Source organism: Metabacillus niabensis (assembly GCF_020524345.1).
GTDB classification, from domain to species: Bacteria; Bacillota; Bacilli; order Bacillales; family Bacillaceae; genus Metabacillus; species Metabacillus niabensis_B.
Window position 1 is genome coordinate 83,403 of record NZ_JAIVLH010000015.1, and the last position, 22,015, is coordinate 105,417.

16 protein-coding genes and 1 pseudogene are annotated in these 22,015 nt (G+C 34.4%); 13 read left to right on the plus strand and 4 right to left on the minus strand.

Going from position 1 to position 22,015, the window contains the following annotated elements; all coding sequences use genetic code 11:
• Positions 1-31: 31 nt before the first annotated feature.
• The gene (locus tag LC095_RS16880) at positions 32-472 is read right to left on the minus strand and encodes a hypothetical protein (protein WP_226529243.1); all 441 of its coding nucleotides are present in this window, start codon (positions 470-472) and stop codon (positions 32-34) included.
• A gap of 114 nt (positions 473-586) precedes the next feature.
• Between LC095_RS16880 and LC095_RS16885 the strand changes: the two genes are divergently transcribed.
• The gene (locus LC095_RS16885; RefSeq protein WP_226529244.1) at positions 587-1,045 is read left to right on the plus strand and encodes a hypothetical protein; all 459 of its coding nucleotides are present in this window, start codon (positions 587-589) and stop codon (positions 1,043-1,045) included.
• A 64-nt stretch (positions 1,046-1,109) separates the two neighbouring features.
• Here the strand turns inward: LC095_RS16885 and LC095_RS16890 are convergent, their stop codons facing one another.
• Together LC095_RS16890 and LC095_RS16895 are read right to left on the minus strand one after the other, a co-directional pair.
• Positions 1,110-1,367 carry a hypothetical protein gene (locus LC095_RS16890; protein WP_226529245.1) on the minus strand — a complete coding sequence of 86 codons (258 nt, stop codon included), beginning with the start codon at positions 1,365-1,367 and terminating at the stop codon, positions 1,110-1,112.
• A gap of 183 nt (positions 1,368-1,550) precedes the next feature.
• Positions 1,551-2,498: a LytR family transcriptional regulator gene (locus LC095_RS16895; RefSeq protein ID WP_226529246.1), complete on the minus strand. Its 948-nt coding sequence runs from the start codon at positions 2,496-2,498 to the stop codon at positions 1,551-1,553.
• Between the two features lie 237 nt (positions 2,499-2,735).
• Here LC095_RS16895 and LC095_RS16900 point away from each other — a divergent pair, with 237 nt between their 5' ends.
• The gene (locus LC095_RS16900) at positions 2,736-6,767 is read left to right on the plus strand and encodes a leucine-rich repeat domain-containing protein (protein WP_226529247.1); all 4,032 of its coding nucleotides are present in this window, start codon (positions 2,736-2,738) and stop codon (positions 6,765-6,767) included.
• A gap of 746 nt (positions 6,768-7,513) precedes the next feature.
• Here the strand turns inward: LC095_RS16900 and LC095_RS27285 are convergent.
• Positions 7,514-7,984, minus strand: a pseudogene (locus tag LC095_RS27285) (IS1595 family transposase); the annotation flags it as partial.
• 277 nt (positions 7,985-8,261) lie between these two features.
• Here LC095_RS27285 and LC095_RS16905 point away from each other — a divergent pair.
• The 11 genes from LC095_RS16905 to LC095_RS16955 all read left to right on the plus strand — a co-directional run bounded on the left by LC095_RS16905 (position 8,262) and on the right by LC095_RS16955 (position 22,004).
• Positions 8,262-8,840: a hypothetical protein gene (locus LC095_RS16905; protein ID WP_226529248.1), complete on the plus strand. Its 579-nt coding sequence runs from the start codon at positions 8,262-8,264 to the stop codon at positions 8,838-8,840.
• Between the two features lie 90 nt (positions 8,841-8,930).
• Positions 8,931-9,701 carry a hypothetical protein gene (locus tag LC095_RS16910; protein ID WP_226529249.1) on the plus strand — a complete coding sequence of 257 codons (771 nt, stop codon included), beginning with the start codon at positions 8,931-8,933 and terminating at the stop codon, positions 9,699-9,701.
• A 263-nt stretch (positions 9,702-9,964) separates the two neighbouring features.
• On the plus strand, positions 9,965-10,855 hold the full coding sequence (gene galU, locus LC095_RS16915; RefSeq protein ID WP_226529250.1) for a UTP--glucose-1-phosphate uridylyltransferase GalU: 891 nt from the start codon (positions 9,965-9,967) through the stop codon (positions 10,853-10,855).
• A 22-nt stretch (positions 10,856-10,877) separates the two neighbouring features.
• Entirely contained in the window at positions 10,878-12,185 is a 1,308-nt protein-coding gene (locus tag LC095_RS16920; RefSeq protein ID WP_226529251.1) for a UDP-glucose dehydrogenase family protein, read from the plus strand.
• A gap of 193 nt (positions 12,186-12,378) precedes the next feature.
• Positions 12,379-13,647, plus strand: coding sequence for an accessory Sec system protein Asp2 (locus LC095_RS16925; RefSeq protein ID WP_226529252.1), 1,269 nt, complete (start codon positions 12,379-12,381; stop codon positions 13,645-13,647).
• A gap of 26 nt (positions 13,648-13,673) precedes the next feature.
• Entirely contained in the window at positions 13,674-14,708 is a 1,035-nt protein-coding gene (locus LC095_RS16930) for a class I SAM-dependent methyltransferase (protein WP_226529253.1), read from the plus strand.
• A 1-nt stretch (position 14,709) separates the two neighbouring features.
• Positions 14,710-17,400, plus strand: coding sequence for a glycosyltransferase (locus tag LC095_RS16935; RefSeq protein ID WP_226529254.1), 2,691 nt, complete (start codon positions 14,710-14,712; stop codon positions 17,398-17,400).
• A 297-nt stretch (positions 17,401-17,697) separates the two neighbouring features.
• On the plus strand, positions 17,698-18,981 hold the full coding sequence (locus LC095_RS16940) for a nucleotide sugar dehydrogenase (protein WP_226529255.1): 1,284 nt from the start codon (positions 17,698-17,700) through the stop codon (positions 18,979-18,981).
• A gap of 254 nt (positions 18,982-19,235) precedes the next feature.
• Complete coding sequence (locus LC095_RS16945) at positions 19,236-20,021, plus strand: ABC transporter permease (RefSeq protein ID WP_226529256.1); 786 nt, start codon at positions 19,236-19,238, stop codon at positions 20,019-20,021.
• Between the two features lie 67 nt (positions 20,022-20,088).
• Entirely contained in the window at positions 20,089-20,760 is a 672-nt protein-coding gene (locus tag LC095_RS16950) for an ABC transporter ATP-binding protein (RefSeq protein WP_413467508.1), read from the plus strand.
• Positions 20,757-22,004, plus strand: coding sequence for a glycosyltransferase (locus LC095_RS16955; RefSeq protein ID WP_226529258.1), 1,248 nt, complete (start codon positions 20,757-20,759; stop codon positions 22,002-22,004). The genes LC095_RS16950 and LC095_RS16955 overlap by 4 nt, the downstream gene beginning before the upstream one ends.
• Positions 22,005-22,015: the final 11 nt, after the last annotated feature.

A 22,015-nucleotide genomic window follows, 5' to 3' on the forward strand; every position in this document is an offset into this window, starting at 1 on the left:
TGTCCCCGTGGACCACCCATGCTGCTCCTTCTTACACGTCCAACTCGTCTTTTTTATGTTTCCCTTTCCTAAATAATGCTTTAACCAGGATAAAGAATACCAGTATTCCAGCATATACAAGGAATAGCGCAATGTATCCCCATAACCCGACAATCGCATCAGCGAATTCCATATTTCCTCTGCTTGTGATCGCTTGCTGAATTTCGATGGCGAAGACGAGGACGAACATAAACGTTAATGTATATAAAAAAGCAATTAAATGAATACCAAACGGAAATTGTGATAGCCATTTTGAGATCATATAAACAGCAATGAATGTTACCATTCCAATTACACCCATTATCCAAAAATGCATGTCTTTGTCTGTCATCTGTAAGCCTAAAATATCATTAATAATGACAATCAATACATCGTGTAAATTGTTCATGACCTCAACAAGAAACAAAATGCCATCCTTCATTTCATCACTCATTTCTCCGGAAAATATTTAAAAATCTATTATACCAGTTTTTTGAAAATAGGTAAGAAGAATATCTGTCCAATTTGGTACATACCTTGTATTACTTAGACAGCGAGGTGTTGCAAATTGAGGAAACGCCGAGGAAATGCAGTTCCATTGGTTATTGTGATCATTATTTTGATGATTGTTTTGATTGTATCAGTTCGTTTATTTTCAAGTTTTGCCAATAATGACCCTGAGGATATTGTCTCAACTTTTTATCATTATGAACAGGAAGGTGACTTTGGCAGCGCATGGGAACTGTTTCACCCTGCCATGCAGGAGCGCTTTTCAAAAAATGCTTATGTAACAGAGCGTTCACACATCTACATGAGCCACTACGGTGTTACGACATTTGAGTATGAAATCGTAGAGGAAGAAGAAATTCAAAACTGGAAAATGGCAGAAGATCAAGAGACGTTCCCTACCGCTTATAAATTGACCGCTGAACAACAATTTAAAAGCAAATTCGGGGACTTCACGATCTTACAGAATGTCTATGCAGTAGAACACGAGGGTGAATGGAGAATCGTGTGGCAATATTAAAAGGACTAGAGGGACAGGTTCCTTGTCCCTCCTTGGGACAAGGAACCTGTCCCCTCGGTCCACTTTACATACCATTAAAGATGAAGTACATTCCAACTGCGAATAAGAGAATGACAAGAATGATAAGCAGGATGGAAATAACCAAGATGATCCAGCCGGCCACTTTTCTGCCTGTGACGATTAAGTATATACCTAACACGATTGGTCCAAATAAGAAGCCTAAAATTCCCCAAAGCCATGGATTCTTGTTATGCTTTGGAGCATCAATTGCTAAGTATATAGCGATTATAATCGATATAATAAATCCAAAAGAAAATTCCAAAAATGATCCCTCCCAACAGATGATTTCTATAAAAGAATATGGAATCCTCATAAAATTATGCCTAATAGATGATATGAAAATCTTGGCGACCACTTCTGATAAAATTCCCCATTCTTATGAATTATAACAAAAAATGACATAAAAAAAGTTAGTCCTTGTAAAATAGGACTAACTTCCTAAAAATCAATTTGTGCTTGCTGTATTTGTGCTGATTTCAAGATGTTCCTTTAGCTGATCAGATAGGGCTAAACGATTTTCTTCAGGAACGATATAATAATAAATACCATCGATTGTATCGCCAGAGCCTTCTACTTGGAACTGCTCAAGGTTTTGTGCAGCTGTTTTATAATTAGCTTGAATATCCCACATTTCATCAAATGTTAGGTTTGTTTTTACATTATCACGGACAACACCGAACATATCACCGAATTTTGTAATAGAAGAGACGTTAGCACCTTTTTTAATTACGGCTTCTATTATTTGACGTTGACGTTCTTGTCGACCGAAGTCACCTCGTGGATCTTCTTTTCGCATTCTTGTAAAAGCTAATGCTTTATCACCATCGAGTGTGATTTTACCTTCAGGAAAGTCATATCCATCGTATGAGAAATTCAATGTATTATTTACCTCTACACCGCCAACCGCATCAACTGTATCTTTAAAGCTTTCCATATTGATTTTTACAAAATAATCGACTGGTACATCTAAGAAGTTTTCTACTGTATTAATAGCCATTTCTGTACCACCGAAGGCATACGCATGGTTAATTTTGTCCTGCTTACCTTTACCAATAATCTCTGTTCTCGTATCACGTGGAATACTCACCATTTGAGTTGTATTGGTATTTGGATTTACAGTCATTAAAATTAGAGAGTCAGAGCGACCACGGTCACCGTCACGTTCATCCACACCCATTAAGAGAATCGAAATAGGATCTTTTTCTTCGAACACAACCTGTTCTGTTCGTTTTTCTGATTTATCCCGATCAAGATCTTCCTGAATGCTGGCCACTGTATCAGCAGCAGATTTATATAAATAAAACGCATAGCCACCAGTACCTAAAACAAGAAGACCAATGATACTTAATGTGATCCACAGCCACTTTTTCTTCTTCTTTTTGCTTTCTCTCATGTTCTATATCATCCTTTTAGAGTTATTTTCATAATAGCCTATAAAGATTATATTGCTCTGTGACTATTATCACAATCATTTTTTGTAAAAAAATGTTTCCAGTTATATGACGTATGGGCAAAATAAAAGGTTTCACTCTTTGTAGAAATTTGTCTAAATAATAAGATAGGCAAAAGCAAAATAAAAAATTATAATTTATTTGTTAAAATATAGAATTTTATAGGAGGAAAGACGAACTTGAAAAAACGGTTTGTTACATTATCACTAGTTTTCACCCTGGTTTTTTCCATTTTTGTGCCTTTCGTACAGAAGGTAGATGCGGAAGAAAGTAGCAGTATTACATTTTTACCTGCGGTTAACACAGAAGAAGGTATTCAACTTCAGTGGAAAACAGTCAGTACATCACCTGGCGAGGAAGTTTTTAGTGTAGAAAAAAATCAGGAAGAACTTTCTACAGAATCAATTAAAGAACTGAATACAGTTGTGAATGAAAATGAGATTGAGAGAACATACCAACTTCTTGATACAGATGTTGTAGCAGGTGGGGAATACACTTATATAGTGAAAAAAACTGGTGAAGCTTCTCTTCAGACAAATCCTCTTAGTGTAACGTATAAACAGGAAATCCAAGAATTAATGTTGAAAATCACAAACATTACAGAAAATTCGCTGACAATTTCATGGTCAGACATTCAACAGGCAGATGCTTATCAATTAATTATAAATGGTAAAACGATTGAGCAATCAGAGAATGTAAGTATATATGAGCTGGAAGGCCTTACAAGTGGTACAAGCTATTCAGTAGATGTACGGGCGATCCAAAATGAAAAGGTGATAACAGAAGCCTCACAAACAGTGAAAACAGAAGAGGCGGAAGGAAAAGAAGTACCATCAAGTACAACAACAGATACCGAAACTCCAGTTTCTAAACCAAGTACCACAAAAGAAATCAAAAAAGCATCCACAGAAACGGTTTCCATTCCGGACTCAGCGCTTAAGCGTGCAATCAAACAACAATTAGGAATTCAAACAGATGAAATTTCCGTGAAAGACATAGAGAGTCTGACAGAGCTTGATGCTTCTTATCAAAACATCAAAAATCTTACCGGGCTAGAAAAAGCAGTGAATGTAACAAAGCTTAATTTATCAGGAAATGAATTTAAGAATGTAGATTCATTAAAAAACTTAACAAAGCTGGAAACATTAGATATTAGCTTGACGAATGTAACAGACCTGACGTCTTTGGCTGCATTAATATCCTTAAGGAATATAGATATTAGTTACCTTGAGTTGAATACGATTTTGCCTCTTAAGGATCTATCTCTTACTTCCATTACAATGTTTGGTGATCGTTATTTTCTATTGAAAGATGAAGTTGCTGTATTAGAAGCAGCAAATGTAGAGATTGTACATGACGATTATTTTAATGTCTATTTCTCATCAATTAAAGCAAACGAAAACAGAGCCATCATCAACTGGGAATATGAAGGCGAAGAAGATGTTGCTCAGTATCAATTAAAAGTTGATGGAAATGAAGTTAGTACGATCTCACCAGACGATGAAACGAGTTATACATTAACTAGTCTAACAGCAAATACAGAATATTCACTTGAAATCTTTGCTTATAACAATGATGGGGAGTTGATTGGACAAGCTAAAGAGAAATTTCAAACCCTTGCAGATCCAACTGGAGGTAAAGAAGTTACGTTCAAAGATCCACTATTAGAAAAAGCACTTCAGAAGCAATTTGGTCTGGAACGTAAAATTGTTGAAAGTGATATGAAACACTTAAAAGAATTAAGTCTTGAGCGTAAACGAATTACGGATTTAACAGGGCTTGAGACAGCGACAAATCTCGAGTATCTATATCTATCAACAAACAAAGTATCCAATATTAGCCAATTAGCATCACTTCAAAACTTGAAGTATGTGTACCTTGATGGAAATCCAATTTCAGATTTCACTCCATTAAGCGGGTTAACAAATCTAACCAGCCTAGGTTTAGGGAACACTGGGGTGACGGATTTATCCTTCTTAGCGAACTTACAAGCTCTAGAAGATCTTTCAATAGACAACAACGGGTTAGAAAGCCTAAGTACACTTCCGAAATTAAATCAGTTAGCGTTTCTATCTGTTTACGGTAACAAGTTAACAAGCCTAGAAGGGGTAGAAAAATTAGAAAACTTAACTTCTCTAAGTGCGGATGAAAATCCAATTAAATCACTTGATGACCTTGATGTGCGCTCTAAATTAAAAGATTTAAGTCTAAGTTATACATTGCTTGAAGATATAGATAGATTACTAGATTTAAAAGAATTAGAGTACGTATCTCTTTACGGGGTAGATTTATCTGGGAATAACAAAGCTATGGATGTAATCAAAATCCTTAAAGAAAACAATGTTTATATCGAGTATGAAAATACCGAGGAAGAAGAATGGTTCGAAGTATATGTAGGAACCGTAACGGAGAATTCCATGCAGCTCATGATCGACTATTATGGAGAAAAAGAAATTTCAAGATATGACGTTCTTCTTAATGGACAGGTTATTGAAACATTACCTGCCGACGAAACATACTACGAGCTTAAAGGTCTAACCTATAATAAAGAGTATGAAATTGAAGTACGTGCTTATGATACTAAGAAAAACCTGCTCTTCACCAGCACAGTAACGGAAACAACTTGGGACAAACCAACAGGTGAGGTCATTCCATTTAAAGATCAAAACTTAAAAGACCTTATTCAAGCAGAGCTAGGTCTGGAGCGTGATCCAGTAGAAAGCGACATGGAGCACCTGAACTCTCTTTACTTATTTGAAGGAGATATTAAAGATCTATCGGGCTTGGAATATGCGACAAATTTATTTGACTTCAATGTATTTGGCAATACCGAAGAATTGGATTTAGCTCCATTAGCGCAATTACCACAATTAAATTATATAAGTATCTATGACACACCGATTAAAGATTATACTGTTCTGAAAAACATGAAAAAGCTGCAATCACTTAGTATTGTCAATAATCAGCTTGATGATCTATCCTTCTTACAAGGATTGAAAAATTTAACTGATATCACATTACAAAACAACGGCATCAAAGATATCTCAGCTTTTTCATCATTAAAAAAGCTGAATTTCATCAGTTTGGCAAACAATCAAATTACAGACATTACACCATTGCTTGCATCTAAAAACAATCTTTATTCTTTGGATATAAGTGGCAATCCAATTGAAGATCTTTCAATTTTAGCTCAGTTTGAAGAATTAAGTGATTTGAATTTAGATGAAACAAATGTAACAGATCTTAGACCTTTGTTAGATTTGTATAGCCTGCAGTATCTATCTCTATATGGAGTACCATTAGATGATGAGGCTCTTCAAGTTGTGGAAGAACTAAGATCATACGATGTTCAAGTCAATCTTGATGTAGATAACACACCTGACCTTTATATTGATGAAGTAACCGATACATCGATCTCTGTTTCATGGGATCCAATGATGCCAAAGAATTTAGCAAAAGAAGATGGTGTATATACGGTCAATCTTTATGAAAATTATGAAGAAGTTCCAGCTCAACAAACTGAACTGACTGGCGCTGAAACAAGTTATCAATTTACAGAACTTAAGCCTAATACAGCTTATTATGTTGAAGTTATGGTCGAAGCAGAAGAGTATTATGGATACGTATCTGCTGATGTTACAACATTACCAACAGAAGGCTCAATGAAAGATGTTGCCTTATACGTCTATGACACAGAAGAAAATCCTGCTGTTGACGTCATGTTTGATTTATACGGAATCGATCCGGAAACAGAAGAACCATACTTCTACGGATGGTCTGATGAAGACGGTAGACTATGGGATCATACAGGAGAAGAAGCGGTAGATGTATTAACTCTTCCAGTAGGGGAATATGAGATCCTGTTTACTACAGAAGAAGAGGAAATCACCTTCCAATTCGAGATTGAAAAGAATAAAGATTATCTCAATAACCCAATTTACTTTCTTTTAAATGAAAACCCTGATGAACAAACACCACCCGCAGTAGAACCTGATGATGAAGAACAAACAGATTCACAGCCAGTTAAAGTTAACAAACCAAGTCAACAGGACAAAGTAAAAACCGAAAAAACAAAGAAAAACAAAGAAACGAACAAGAGTGGAAAATTACCAAATACTGCAACAATGACACATAACCTCCTTCTACTAGGTATAATTGTTTTGTTAGTAGGTAGCGGCATTCTGTTTATCCAAAAAAGGAAGAAAGCATAACACGAAAAAGGGAGCTTAGGCTCTCTTTTTTGTTTAGCTATGTTAAATAATTTTGTTGATAAATGACAAAAAACAAGAACCGTAATTGGATCCTTGTCTTAAAACTTCATTGAAGATTAGCACCCTTGCTTTGGCTGAATTAAGTGTTTTTTTCTAACATTTACATAAATAATCATGATCAATAAATTCGTTATTAAAACGAGGTTTGTAAATACAATCCCACTCAAAATTAAGGTTTCTATATCCCATCCTGTATCGGCGTTAAAACTATAATACGTCCATACTATAATTCCACAAGAGTAAAAGATTAAGTTAACTAAACTAGTGAGAAATACTGCCGCGAATAAAGAATTACTCTTCATATAAAGAAATAATATGATTTTGTTTTGGTAAATAAACGGGAGTATAAACAAAATTAACGTGTAAACCAATACTTCCACTTTCTCAACTCCATTACAAAAGAAAATTATAATGCCTAACAGAATTAAAAATATCTTAAGTAAACCTGCACCGTAAGTTGACAAGATTATGATACTCTGAAAGTAGATAACCTTAATTTATCTAAGTAGTAACGGACGGAAATAAGAATTATCAACAATTAATTTACTAACCGTTGTTGAATCGTTATGAAACGATCACATCCAAAAATAGAAACAAGCTCAACTTATGGTCCAGTTTCTTTGTCGCCACACCATAGAACGGTTCATCTAGCCCTTTACGCGGTTAAGATAGTTATTGACACTTTAGATATGATAAAGCCCTTTGACCCTTTCCTTTCCATCAGGTTTGTACGGGTAATGCTCAATTCCTTGTTCCTTTGTCTAAGCTTTGAAAGGCCTCCAGACATCTGGCAAAGGGTATTTGTTGGGGATACCTTAGAGCTGATTGCTTCATCAAGTTTCGTTTTAACGATGCGACCCTGTCCTAGCACCTTTCAAAAGGTTTGTTTTTTGGCAGTCTCACGCAACCAAGACACAGATTTCTTCCTTGCTGATACCAAGAAAGTGGGAAGAATCGCCATGCTTGCGGGGCCAGTTATTTTCCTTTCCCTTTTTCAGAGTACAGGAAATAGGTATCGTCCATTACGATGATACCTAAGGAATGATCGATGTCATCAGTTTCGGGGCATATAAAATTTTGCGCCGACAGTAGAATAGAGTGACGTGATGGACACCTATTAGCTCCGATACCTTCCGTAAAGAATAAACCTCTATCATACCATGGGGGGGGGTTAACTACAGTTGATCTGCGGGTAGTTTTTAAATCTCTTTAATAATATCCATCAGTGCTATTCGAAAATCACCAGTCCTTTGTTCTAGACCAAAAGTTTGTAGCAAATATTAACTTAACATAATCAATTAACATAGCTTTTTGTTTAATTCCTCTAAAGAAATTCATATATTTTAGCCGAAATAATAAATGGACGACAATTATTTGAATTACGACTCTTTTTTTACATAAAATCTTACAAGTATTTCGTAAAGGAGTAGTAGTATGACAGGCCAAGAGTTAACAAACCATTTACAATATGTTCAAAAGCTACTTTTAACGTTAATGAATAGCTATGAAGATTTTCAATCAAGAAAAATTCAACTAAAGGAACCTTCTATTCCTTTTAAACAACATGCTATCTATATAATAGGAATTCTTACCGCAATTCTTATAGCGACACTAACAATCAGTACATTTATTAAAGTAGAAAGGTCCGTTCTTTTTTTGATTACAATCATTCAAATGGTTCTAGCCGTTAGTGTGTACATGTTTGTTATGAAAAGGATGGCACAAACGGATCATGCTCAAAAAGAAAAGCAAGAACTAATAGCGAAATCATCGATGTCCATTTATGAACTGGATCAGCTTCGATTTAAGATCTTACAAGATTTGGCTAAGTCACCAATTCCTCCATCATATATGACCCCAAGCTCAATTGGAAAAATGCTCAAATTAGTTGAGAGCGGAATGTGCATCTCATTAGAAGAGTGCCTAAAATCCCTTAATAAAGAGACAACTAAACAAAAACACATGGAAGAGCTTGAGATAATGAAGCATCTACAAATGATTTCCTACCAATAATTTAAAAGACAGATATGGAAATTGTTTGTAGATCCTTATAGAATGTGTATAATTTTATATAGAAATGTCGAAAATTGGAGGACTCATATAGTGAAAAAAATTATGGTTATAGTAACACTTATTGTGTGCGGTGCTGCAATTATATTTGGTAATCTTCATTGGAATGAAAAAATAACCGCACAAAGTGAACCAGCTCAAGAAAAAACTGATCCGGTGGAAAAGGTAGAACAAAAGCAAGTGAATTCAGATGCAGAAACATATATGGCAAACCTCCCGGAAGCTGCACAGAAAAAAATAAAAACAGCTATCGACACTGATGAGCCAGTGAAACTTGTTATTTATGGAACAACGGAAGTAGAAGGCGCCTGGATTGATTCATTTAAACAGGAACTGACAACTGCATATGGTGAGGATGTATTTAATATCACAGCCATATCAACAGGTACAAATACAACACGTGACATAATAAATGAAAATTCATATAAAGAAATAAATGAGTTAAACCCTGATATACTATTATTTGAAGCACCGATGCTAGAGGATAACGGAGATGTCGGGATTACTAATACTCTTGAGAACCTTGAGAAAATGTACGAGTCCTGGCAAGGTACAAATGAGAATCTTGTTTTGATGGTTCAGCCGTCACAACCGCTCTATAATGCTACTTATTATCCTAGTGAAGTTAAACAGTTAGAAACTCATGCTGAAAAAAATAAGATGGTATATTTGAACCACTGGGAAAATTGGCCAGAGCTTGATGATCCTGAAATGAAAAAATACTTAACAGAAGATAATGATGTGAATGAAGAAGGTTTTGCTGTTTGGGCGGAGTACTTAGTTGAATATTTTGTTGCGAAATAAACACAGGAGATGATCCTGTGTTTTTTTTGTGTGAAAATTGTTTAGTGAGGTCAGGGGAAGATATACATTCTTACTTTTACCAGTTCTAATTGTGGAGTTTGTTTAATTAAAGGCCATTTTTCACACGGTCAACTTTAATTAAAATTAACAAAATCTTTACTTTTAATAAGATAAAATACGATACAATGAATATAAATTAATATAAAAGACATCCAGCGTACCCATACAAAAATATGTATCAAGTGATTTTAGGAGGAGTTCATATGCAGATTAAGAAAGCGATTATTCCTGCTGCAGGGTTAGGTACTCGTTTTTTACCAGCGACGAAAGCACAACCAAAGGAAATGCTGCCGATTGTTGATAAGCCAACGATTCAATACATTATTGAAGAAGCTGTTGCCTCTGGTATTGAAGATATATTAATTGTAAGTGGTCGAGGGAAACGTGCCATTGAAGACCATTTTGATAAATCCTATGAACTAGAGGAGACTTTAGCGAATAAAGAAAAGTGGGACATATTAGAGGAAGTTCAGCAAATATCAGAATTAGCAAACATTCATTATATAAGACAAAAAGAACCAAAAGGTCTTGGACATGCGATTTATTGTGCAAGACGTTTTATTGGAAATGAACCTTTCGCTGTCATGCTTGGTGATGATATTGTCCAGACGGATTCAACTCCATGCTTAAAGCAATTAATTGATGTATATGAAGAATTTAATAGTACCGTAGTAGGTGTACAAAAAGTTGCTCATGAAGATGTTTCGAAATATGGAATTGTAAGTTACAAAGAAGAGTTAGCAACAGATATATTTCATGTGAATGACATGGTTGAAAAGCCTAAGCAAAATGAAGCACCATCAAATAGTGCTATTTTGGGACGGTATATTCTAAGCCCGGAAATCCTTGATCTATTAGCTGTACAAGAACCTGGCTCAGGTGGAGAAATTCAATTAACAGATGCATTGAAGCAGCTTTCTACACAGCAGCGTGTATTAGCCTATCATTTTAAAGGAAAACGTTATGATGTTGGCGATAAGCTAGGATTCATTAAGGCAACAATTGATTTTTCATTACAAAGAGAAGATTTGAAAACAGAGTTGTTAGACTATCTTGAGAAAATTGTTGGAAAGCAAACACAGATAGGAAACTAAATTCTCTTGAGGAGGAAACGACTTGAAAATTACTGTAGCTGGTACAGGTTATGTCGGGTTAGTTACCGGGGTTGCTTTAGCTGAAATTGGTCATAATGTAACATGTTTTGATATTGATACAGAAAAGATTGCTCAATTATCAGAAGGAAACACACCAATTTATGAGCCAGGATTAGATGAAATCCTAAGAACAAATCAACGGTCAAAACGGTTGTTTTTTACTTCAAATCCTGAGTTGTCGTACAAGGGTCCGGAAATTGTCATAATCGCAGTCGGTACCCCCGAAAAAGAGGATGGTTCTGCAAATTTATCCTACGTTCAAAGTGTTGCTGAGCATATTGCAAAATACATAACAAAAAATGAAATCATTATTGTAACAAAAAGCACAGTGCCGGTAGGTACAAATCGTAAAGTTAAAAAATGGATTGAAGAAGATCTCACCCAACCATGTCAAATACATATCGTTTCGAATCCGGAGTTTTTAAGAGAAGGGTCTGCTCTCCATGATACGTTTAATGGAGATAGAATTGTTATCGGTTGTGAAAATGAAGAGGTTGCTTTGAAAATGGAAGAACTTTATGCCCCATTGAACGTTCCTATTGTTCATACAGATATTGAAAGTGCAGAAATGATTAAATATGCTTCTAATGCATTTTTGGCAACAAAAATAAGCTTTATCAATGAGATTGCGAACATTTGTGAAAAGGTTGGAGCCAATATTGAGGATGTCTCAAAAGGCATTGGGATGGACGAGAGGATCGGTCCTAAGTTTTTACAGGCAGGATTGGGGTATGGGGGATCCTGTTTTCCGAAGGATACGAAGGCACTTGTGCAATTGGCTGGAGACTTACAACATCGCTTTCAGCTTTTAGAGTCTGTAATTAATGTGAATAATAAACAGCCTTTATTATTACTTCAGAAAGCAAAGAATCAAATAGGGAATCTTGAACGAAAAAAGGTTGCGGTATTAGGGCTAGCATTTAAGCCTAATACGGATGATATCCGAGAGTCTGCTGCCTTAATATTAATAAAAAGCTTATTAGAGCAAGGTGCTGATATACATGTTTATGACCCGATTGCCCTAAAATCAGCAAAAAAAGTATTAGGTGATTTGGTTTCTTATTACGAAACAATTGATGAAACTATTCTACATGCAGAGGTAACGTTTATTGCGACAGAGTGGGAGGACGTGTTAAATTATCCCTTAAGGAAATATAAGGAATATATGAAATATCCCAATGTTATTGATGGGAGAAACTGTTATTCATTAGAAATGGCAAAAAAGGAAAAAATTACATACATCTCAGTAGGCAGAAAAATCATTGTTTAGATCATTTTTATTTGAAAACTCCCTGTTAAGGGTGTTTTTTCTTTAGTACATCGAAAGAATATGAAAACTTGTGAGAAAATTAGAAGTTTCCTTAGTTTTTATAAAATTCGCGTTTACATTTGGAATTAGTTATTATAGTTTTAGTAAGGAAGAATCTTTTATATCTAAAATTGGTAAGTAGGGAGCTGGCTCCATGTTTAAATTTACTGAAAATGTATACGAAAGCAATTTACCGATTCGCTATGTATTTGAAGAAGGAGAACATAACAAAGATTTTTTAGTTGTTGTCTTTTCTGGTTTTAATCCACCTAATGCAAAATTGGCGAATAGCTATAATTACATACGTACTTTGAGAAATGTAGATTGTAACAGATTATTTATTTTAGATAATTATGGGCCAAGAGGAAGTTATTATTTAGGCTCGAGGGAAGAATATGAGGTTGAGTCCTCTATTGCATCGTTAATTAACTTTATTTCTAGAAAATATGGAATAAGCCAGGAAAATGTCATTACAGCGGGGTCTTCGAAGGGAGGAAGTGCTGCTCTTTACTATGGGTTAAAATATCACTATGGTCACGTTGTAACAGGAGCACCCCAAACAAGAATTGCGGACTATATCCAACGAAACACCAAGGAAACAGCTGACTACATGCTTGGTCACAATCCAGGAGAAGAACAAATTAATCATTTAAATGACATGATTTTTAAACAGTTAAATGAAGATTCTTTAACAAAGATTCATTTATTGACGAGTGAAAATGATATCCAATATAAACGTCATATTACGCCATTCGTTGAAAGATTGGACAAATTTGGAATGGATTATCAATTAACAGTTAATAATCAAATTGAGAGCCATAATGCAATTGCAGTTCATTTCCCACTTTTTTTAATGACGAAAATGTCAAATATTATGTATGGAATAAACATTCGAAATCTGCAATTACAAAAACAGTCGCCTGCAAGTTGGAATTTAAAAGCGGACTATGAGCTGTCAAATCAGAATAAGTCAATACTAATGAAAATCGTTGTGAAAAATCAAGAAAAGGTTATCTCCGAAGTTCCTGTTAAGGATGAAACCTTTTTCAATATTAAGGACTTGAAAATCAAAGGATCTAAGGTATTAGATATATACTTTTTAATAGAAGTTGATGGACAAGCTATCTTACATCTGCCTATGGATAGCTTATTTATAAGTAATGGATCAATCCTTGAAGGAACAGAATTTTCAATTGAAGCTGACAAAATCCATTTCAAGATCAACATCGAGGATCAACCAGATATTCAATATGCTTTTTATATTAGGAGAAATAATGTCGTGATTGATAAGCTTATGTATCAAGATTCTCAAGAACTTGTATACCCTATAAAGGATAAAGGTAAGTACCAAGTTCATTATTTTATTCGGACAAATAACGGAGAGAAATTTAGTGATCGAACTAAAGCTATTACATATGAATAACCGAGAGTGAAATAGGAGTGTATGATGTGAAAAAACCTATAGACCGTGTTAGCCAGGCGTATTTTGATGAATTAGGTACTACGTTTGGGCAAAAGGTAAGAAACCGAATTAATTGGATTTGTGGCGAAGTAAAAGGTCCAAACGTTTTAGATGTAGGGTGCTCCCAGGGAATTGTTTCAATCTTACTTGGGAGAGAAGGTAAAAATGTATTAGGAATTGACCTATTAGAGGAAGCGATTGAATATGCTAGTAGCACGTTAGAGAAAGAAGCGGAGCCAACAAAAGAACTTGTTTCTTTTGTGAATGCAAATTTTATTACATATCCTTATGGTGATAGGAAATTTGATACAATTATTTTTGGTGAAATTCTCGAGCATTTAACAAACCCAAAGGATTTTCTTACTCATGCTAAAAGTCTCTTAACCGAAGACGGAAAAGTTATTGTTACCGTACCGTTTGGTGTTAATGATTATTTTGATCATAAAAAAACGTACTACCTAAGTGGCTTATTAGATTTACAAGACAGTGACTTGAAAATCACTGAACTGAAGTTTTTTGGGAAATGGATAGGGGCAATTTTTAAGCTTCACCCTTCGGATGAAGCTGTGGAATTTGGCGGTGAACTATTAATTCATTCAGAAAAAGCTTTTGAAGAAATCGAAAGGGCTAATAACAAAGAAGCAAGTATGCTTAAAAAGCGAGTACAAGAATTAGAAAAACAAAATGAGGATTATAAACAGCAGATGTCGAATTTAGAAGCTGTAAATACAAGTTTTGTTGCTGAGTTAAAGGATGAAATTGATCGTCTAAAAGAAATCACAGAGAGTAGTATTTCAGACGATCGGAAGAGATTGGAAAGTGCTACCCAAGCATTAATAGAAGAGAAAAAAGCCAAAATCACCCTACAACAGGAACTAATTGACACTTATAAATATGAAGAGAAGCTGTTAAAATCCTATAAGAAACTATCGAAGAAATATGATGCATTGAGCCACTCTAAGCTTGGTAAATTAGCAGTTAAATATTGGAAATTTAAAAAAGGTATATTCAGGGGGAAGTAAATTGGATATTACATCTATAGAGGATAGACTATCACTTGTCCAAGAAAAGAGAAGGCAGCTTTCAGAAAGTATAAATGATGAAAAAGAAATCATCAAGCTCTTAAATTCAGGGAAAAAAATTGATGATTTCATGAAGTATGTACGAACAGGTGCTGTTGAATCTGTTGAAGATTATTTAAAATACCGAGATGATGTTGCCGACAAAGCATTCTTTGAGAATGTTAAACCACTTCTTGACCAGATCCCTTCAAGTAATGGCAGCAGGTATTACAATAAATTTAGTGTGAATATTGGTATAATCGCTGATGAATTTTTATACTCTTCTTATAAAGATATCGCAAATTTTATCTATATTACACGAGATAACTATAAAGAGTTCAAGGGTAAGTTAGATTTAATTTTTGTTGCAAGCACATGGAGAGGAATTGATGAGGGATGGAAGGGTCTTGCTAATCCTAAATCTGAAAAGATTCGGAATGAGCTTTTTGATATTCTTGAGGTTTTTAAAAAAGATGGAGTTAAAACCATCTTTTACTCAAAAGAGGATCCTGTAAACTATGAGCGTTTTATTGGAATTGCTCAAAACTGTGACTATGTTTTTACGACTGCAAAAGAAGTCGTGGAATCGTATAAAAAGGATTGTGGGCATAGTCGTGTCAGCGTATTAGAATTTGGGGTTAATCCTTATTATCACAACCCTGTAGGAATGAAGAAGGTCGAAAAGAAAAAAGAAGTTCTTTTTGCGGGTTCATGGTATCAAAAATATACTCATCGTCAAGAAGAAACACGAACCATTTTTAATGGTGTATTAGCGGGTAAAAGAGATCTGAAGATAATTGATCGTAATTATGAATTAAATCATCCAAATTATTTCTTCCCAAAATCATATTTACCTTATGTATCTCCATCTATTTCACATGAATATATTCAAAAGCTGCATAAGCTTTACGACTGGTCAATAAATTTGAACTCGGTTACTTTTAGTGAAACTATGTTTGCTAACCGTGTTTATGAGCTGCAGGCAATTGGGAATCTTATTTTATCAAATTATAGTGTAGGAATTAATAATAAATTTCCTAATGTCTTTTTAATTAACGATGAGGAAGAGGTTCCGTATATCTTAAACCAATACTCAGAGAAGGAGCTATATAAACAGCAGGTTTATGGGATAAGAAGAGTGATGTCATCTGAAACAACCTTTGACCGTCTTCAATTCTTGATGGATTTTGTTGGATATGATCATAAACCGATCGTCAAAAAAGTTGCGGTTTTAGCCAAAGACATTACACCGGAGCTGCAGAGAGATTTTGATGTACAGACCTATCAACATAAGGAATTGTTTCTTGAAAGTGAATTTAATGAAGAAAAGTTTAGTCAATTTGATATTATTGCCTATTTCAACCCTGATAATGCATATCATGAATTTTATTTGGAAGATATGATCAATGCTTTTAAATATACAGATTCTGACTATGTAACGAAAGATAGCTTCTATGATGGTAGTCAGTATGTTGAAGGTCACAATCATGATTATGTAAACGAAATGAAGGATAAATATCGAACTGTTTTCTGGAAGGATTCTTTTAGTCTTGAGACACTAAATAATTTAAATGGCCAAACAAAACTAAAAAATGGTTATAGTATTGATCCATTTGAGTTAGTTGTAAATAAAGATCAGTTAATCGGTACTCCTGACCAAACAGAGTTTGATCTTTCAGTTATTATACCTGTTTATAACAATGGTCATCATTTATTTAATAAATGTTTTCTAAGTCTACGTCGAAGTACCATTTTTGATAAAATGGAGATACTCTTAGTGGATGATGGTTCATCAGATCGAGATACGCAAATGTTTATCCACCGTATTTGCCGGGACTATCCAAATGTAAGAAGTTACTTCTTTAACGATTCAGGAAGTGGAAGTGCTTCAAGGGCAAGAAATAAAGGCTTTGAGCTTTCAACTGCACCATATGTAACTTATTTAGATCCAGATAATGAAGCTATAAATGATGGTTATCAAAGGCTTTATGACATTATTGTTCAAAATGATTTTGATATGGTGGTCGGAGATATCGTGCGACTAGATAATGAGAAAAAGATAAAGCTACCATTCCATAGAGTAGCGATGAGATTTGCGCTGGGGGATGTCATAACAGATCCTAAGAAATTTCTAGTCGATTCTAATCTAAAAGCACAAAGTATCCAAGCTTTAGTGGTGAAACGTGAAATCATTGAAAATAATGATATTAAGATGGTTTTAAATGCTGCGGGTCAGGATACTTTATTCTTCCATGAATTGATGCTTAACTCTCAAAAAATTAAGACAGTTGATTTGGATATTCACATCTATTATGCGGCTGTTACAGGATCTGTAACGAATACTATAACAAAGAAGTTTTTCGATAAGTATTTAGTACTTGAACAGCATAGAATTCCTTTCCTAAATCGCCAGGGCTTAATGAAAGCATATATGGAGCGAAGATTTAATTATTACTTTAAAAATTGGTATATGAAACGACTAACAAGGGTAGCAGACGAAGACTTACGCCCGGCTATTGATAAACTGTATGAAATTTTCTCACTTTATAAAGATCAATTGAAAGTTTATGATGAAGTAATTGATAAATTCAATAAACTTTATAACAAAGGTGAGTATGCTAAAATAGTCGACTTGGTCAATGAAAAAATATAGTTTAAGTAAAAATGGAGGGGAAATGAACTAATCATTTCCTTCTTTTTTATTTTAAAAAACACAAACTATTCTAAGATAGAATTAGCTAATCAGTTTACCCTCAAAAAAACATTTAAAAATCGAAACCTTTAAAGGAATGTATTAACTTTGGATTTAAGGGGAAAATGTCAAATAAGAAAAAAATATTTAATTTTAATTGAACAGTCGACAAAAAGTGATATAATTAGAAATTGGTATTTAGTAACAAAATTTAAATGGTAAAGTTTCCATATGTATATTGAAAGTGGGGATCCATAAATGAAAATTTGTACAGTAGGACTAGGATACATAGGTCTACCTACATCCATAATGTTTGCAAAGCATGATGTAGAAGTAGTTGGTGTTGACGTAAAGCCGGAAGTAATTGATTCTTTGAATGCTGGAAAAATTCATATAGAAGAGCCTGGATTACAAGAGGCTTTAGAAGAAGTAGTTGCTAAGGGGACATTCAAGGCAGCTTTACAACCAGAAAAAGCAGATGCATTTATTGTTGCTGTTCCAACTCCGAACAATGATGATGAGCACAAATCATGTGATTTAAACTATGTCCTAAGTGCTGTGAAAAACGTTATTCCATTCTTACAGCAAGGAAATGTATTAATTGTAGAATCTACAATTGGACCAAGAAGTATGGATGATCATGTAAAACCATTAGTTGAAGAGGCAGGATTTGTAGTTGGAAAAGATATTTTCCTCGTGCATTGTCCGGAGCGTGTATTACCTGGTCAAATTATGCATGAGTTAATTTATAATAACCGTATTGTTGGGGGGATCACTCCAGCATGTACGGAAGCGGGAGCAATGGTTTACAGCACATTTGTAAAAGGAGAAATTATCCGTACAGATGCTAAGACAGCTGAAATGTCTAAATTAATGGAAAATACTTTCCGTGATGTGAACATTGCATTAGCAAATGAGTTAACTAAAGTGTGTAATGAATTGGATATTAATGCCTTAGATGTTATTCAAATGGCTAATAAACATCCACGTGTTAACCTCCACACTCCAGGGCCAGGTGTTGGTGGTCACTGTTTAGCAGTTGATCCATACTTTATTGTGGCGAAAGCTCCAGAAACAGCTAAGTTAATTAATCTTTCAAGAGAAATTAACGTTTCAATGCCACATTACGTTGTTGAGAATGTAAATAAATTAATGGAGAATGCAAACGGAAAAGTTGTTACTATATTTGGCTTAACTTACAAAGGTAATGTTGATGATATCCGTGAGAGTCCTGCAATGGAGATACTTGAACTTCTTAAAGAAGAAGGCAAATATGAAGTCCGTGCATTTGATCCACATGTTGAAAAAGACTTTGTTATTAGTAATATGGAAGAAGCAGTTCAATCATCAGATTTAGTGCTTATTCTATCTGATCATAATGAGTTTAAAGAATTAAACTGGGATCAATTAAAAGGTATGAATACAAAGCAAATATTCGATACGAAAAATGTAGTGAAAAATTCTTCTGACGAATTTAACTATATTAATTTTGGTACCTTATACCAAGCGTTGAAGAAAGAATCAAATAAAATTTATCAATAAAGTAATTGCATGGACACTCTAGTGTCCATGCTTAATCGTAGATAAATTGATATTGGCAGGAGGAAATCCTGCTTTTTTATATTATAAGTATCATCATGAGTTTTGCTCATTTTGGATACACTTATGATATTGATAAAATTGTGACGATTAATGTAATTGTTTGCAATATGTGCTAGTATAGAAATGTTTTTATTTTATTCTCATACTAAAAAGAGAGCATGAGAAAACATAACATAAGCTAGGGGAACTTTTTTATGAATGTACTTAAAAAGTTTTTTAATGAAATATTTGAAAATAGAGATCTTATTCGCTATTTAACTGTTTTTGACTTGAAGTCTAAGGTAGCAAGAACTTATCTAGGGATATTGTGGTGGGTTTTAGATCCACTTTTATATATGGCTATCTTCTATTTACTTGTTCATGTCATACTTGGACGAGGTGGTCCAGATTATCCAATTATTTTATTTACAGCGTTAATTCCGTTAAAATGGACAACTGCCTGTTTAGTTGATGCGACTACAGCGATCTCTGGGAAAGGACGAATAATTAAACAGATATATGTTCCAAAGATTGTATTTGTGGTTATTCGACTGTTAGTAAACACGTTTAAATTTGCTATTAGTGCCGTTGTCTTATTTTTATTCTTGACTATCTATGGTGTACCTTTGCATGCATCAATGTTATATTTTCCAATAATTGTCCTTGTACATGCCCTTGTTTTATTACCAGTGATGGTCATGTTCGCACATTTAGGCATTTATTTTAAAGATATTAAAAACTTCATGCAATATGTAGCACGTATGCTGCTTTATTTATCACCGGTAATGTTTACCTTAGATACCGTGCCAAAGCAATTTGTGGCGATCTTTTTCTTAAACCCAATGACGACTTTCATAGAATCATATCGTAATGTCTTAATTCACGGTACAGAACCGATGTGGGGGCCTCTAGGCATTATTGTTCTCGTTGCTATGGTTGTCTTATTCTTTGCATTACGTCTATTATTTAAATACGAAAATGAATATGCTAAGGTGATGTAGTATGAGCGATTCAATTATTGAATTAAAAGATTTATGGGTTTCTTATCCTCGTCAACAGGAAGGAATTATGAGAAATCCTTTTAAAAAAAGAGTGAAAAAACCAGATTTTTGGGCATTGAAAGGTCTGGATTTTGATGTTAAAAAAGGGGAAGTCCTAGGGGTTATTGGTCGGAATGGATCAGGAAAAAGTACACTTCTTAAAATACTAAGCGGATTGATTATTCCGGATAAAGGGGAATTTGTTCAGCATGGTAAGCGACCAATTCTTTTGTCATTAGGTGCTGGTTTTGAACAGGACTTAACCGGTATAGAAAATATCTACTTAAATGGGTTGCTTTTAGGACAAACAAAAGAACAGATTGACCAGAAGATGGATGAAATTATTGAATTCTCTGAGCTGGGCGATTTTGTCCATGAGCCAGTCCGAACATATTCCTCTGGTATGCGTTCAAGACTTGCATTTGCAATTGCCATAACAATTGACCCTGAAATTCTGCTAATTGACGAGGTATTGGGTGTAGGTGACCAAGCCTTTAGGGAAAAAAGCAAAACAGCTATCCTGGAAAAAATTAAGCAGAATAGAACGGTTATTATTGTGACACATTCTCCAAGCTTAGTTCGTGAACTATGTGATCGATGTGTATGGATTCATGTAGGAGAGCAAAAGGCTGTAGGAGAAGCAAATGAAGTTGTAACAAATTATGTGAAATTCATGAATGAGGCAGCTAAAAAGAAATGAATGTAACCATGTTATTGTTTAAGGATGTTTTGTATGATGCTAGAGTTCAAAGGGAGGCTTTATCCCTTGCAGAAGAAGGTCATCTAGTCGAGATACTTTGTTTAAAGGAATATGAAGAAAACCTTCCTAAACTGCATGATCATCTTTCAATTAAGAGATTTTCAATCTCAACAAAAGCTGTTAAACAGAAGTTAGCAGGTCAATCAAAGTCTGCAACAAATAGGTCTCATTCAGTAAAGAGTATATTGTTTAAGGTTGTTCAACAACCAGTCGTTAAATTAATCAAAGATTTGTGGGCATATGATCAATTCTATAAACAATGTGATCAGTATCTCACTGAAAAGAAAGATCAAGTGGATGTTATTCATTGCCACGATTTAAATACTCTTTCAGCTGGGGTAAAACTCTCCCGAAAATATAATATGTATCTGATCTATGATTCACACGAACTATTTAATGAGATGGCCGGTAGAAACGAAGTTGATCGTAAGTACGGTTATTGGCTGGAAAAAAAGTTAATGAAAGAAATTGACCATCTTATTGTTGTCAATCCATATGTTGAACAGGAATTCAAGAAAATGTATGGTGATCATATTAAGGCGACTATTATTCAAAATACACCCATTAATACTCTGCAAACTAAAAGGTCAATGGTAGTGAAAAACTTGCGGGAGTTCTATCGTATTGAGAATAACGAGATTTTTCTTATCTATCAAGGAGGCTTATCACCTTTTAGAGGCATTGAGCTGATTATAAACTCTTTAACCTATTTGCCTGATAAGTTTAAACTTGTGATAATGGGAACAGGAAGATTATTAACGAATCTCATAGCCTTAGTAGAAGAGCTTAAGTTGACTGATCGTGTTTTCTTTCATCCTCAGGTTAAAGCTTCAGAAGTCCTGCATTATACAAAACAGGCAGATATAGGGCTAGTAATGTATGAGAATACAAGTAAAAATAATTATTTTTCAACGCCAAATAAGATTTTTGAATATTTACTGGCAGGCATACCAACAGTTGCTTCAAAGCACCCGGGTAAACAATATGTTGTTGAAGTTGAAAAAACAGGCATTTGTACTGAAGAGAATCCTGTTTCAATTGCTAAAGCTATTCAAGATGTGATAGAAAACTATGATACCTATGTATCGAATTGCAAAGCTAAGCAATATGTATATACCTGGGAATATGAGAAACAAAAGCTGCAAGCTTTATATAATGAAATTAAACAAAATGTAAAACAATAATAGTAGAGTAG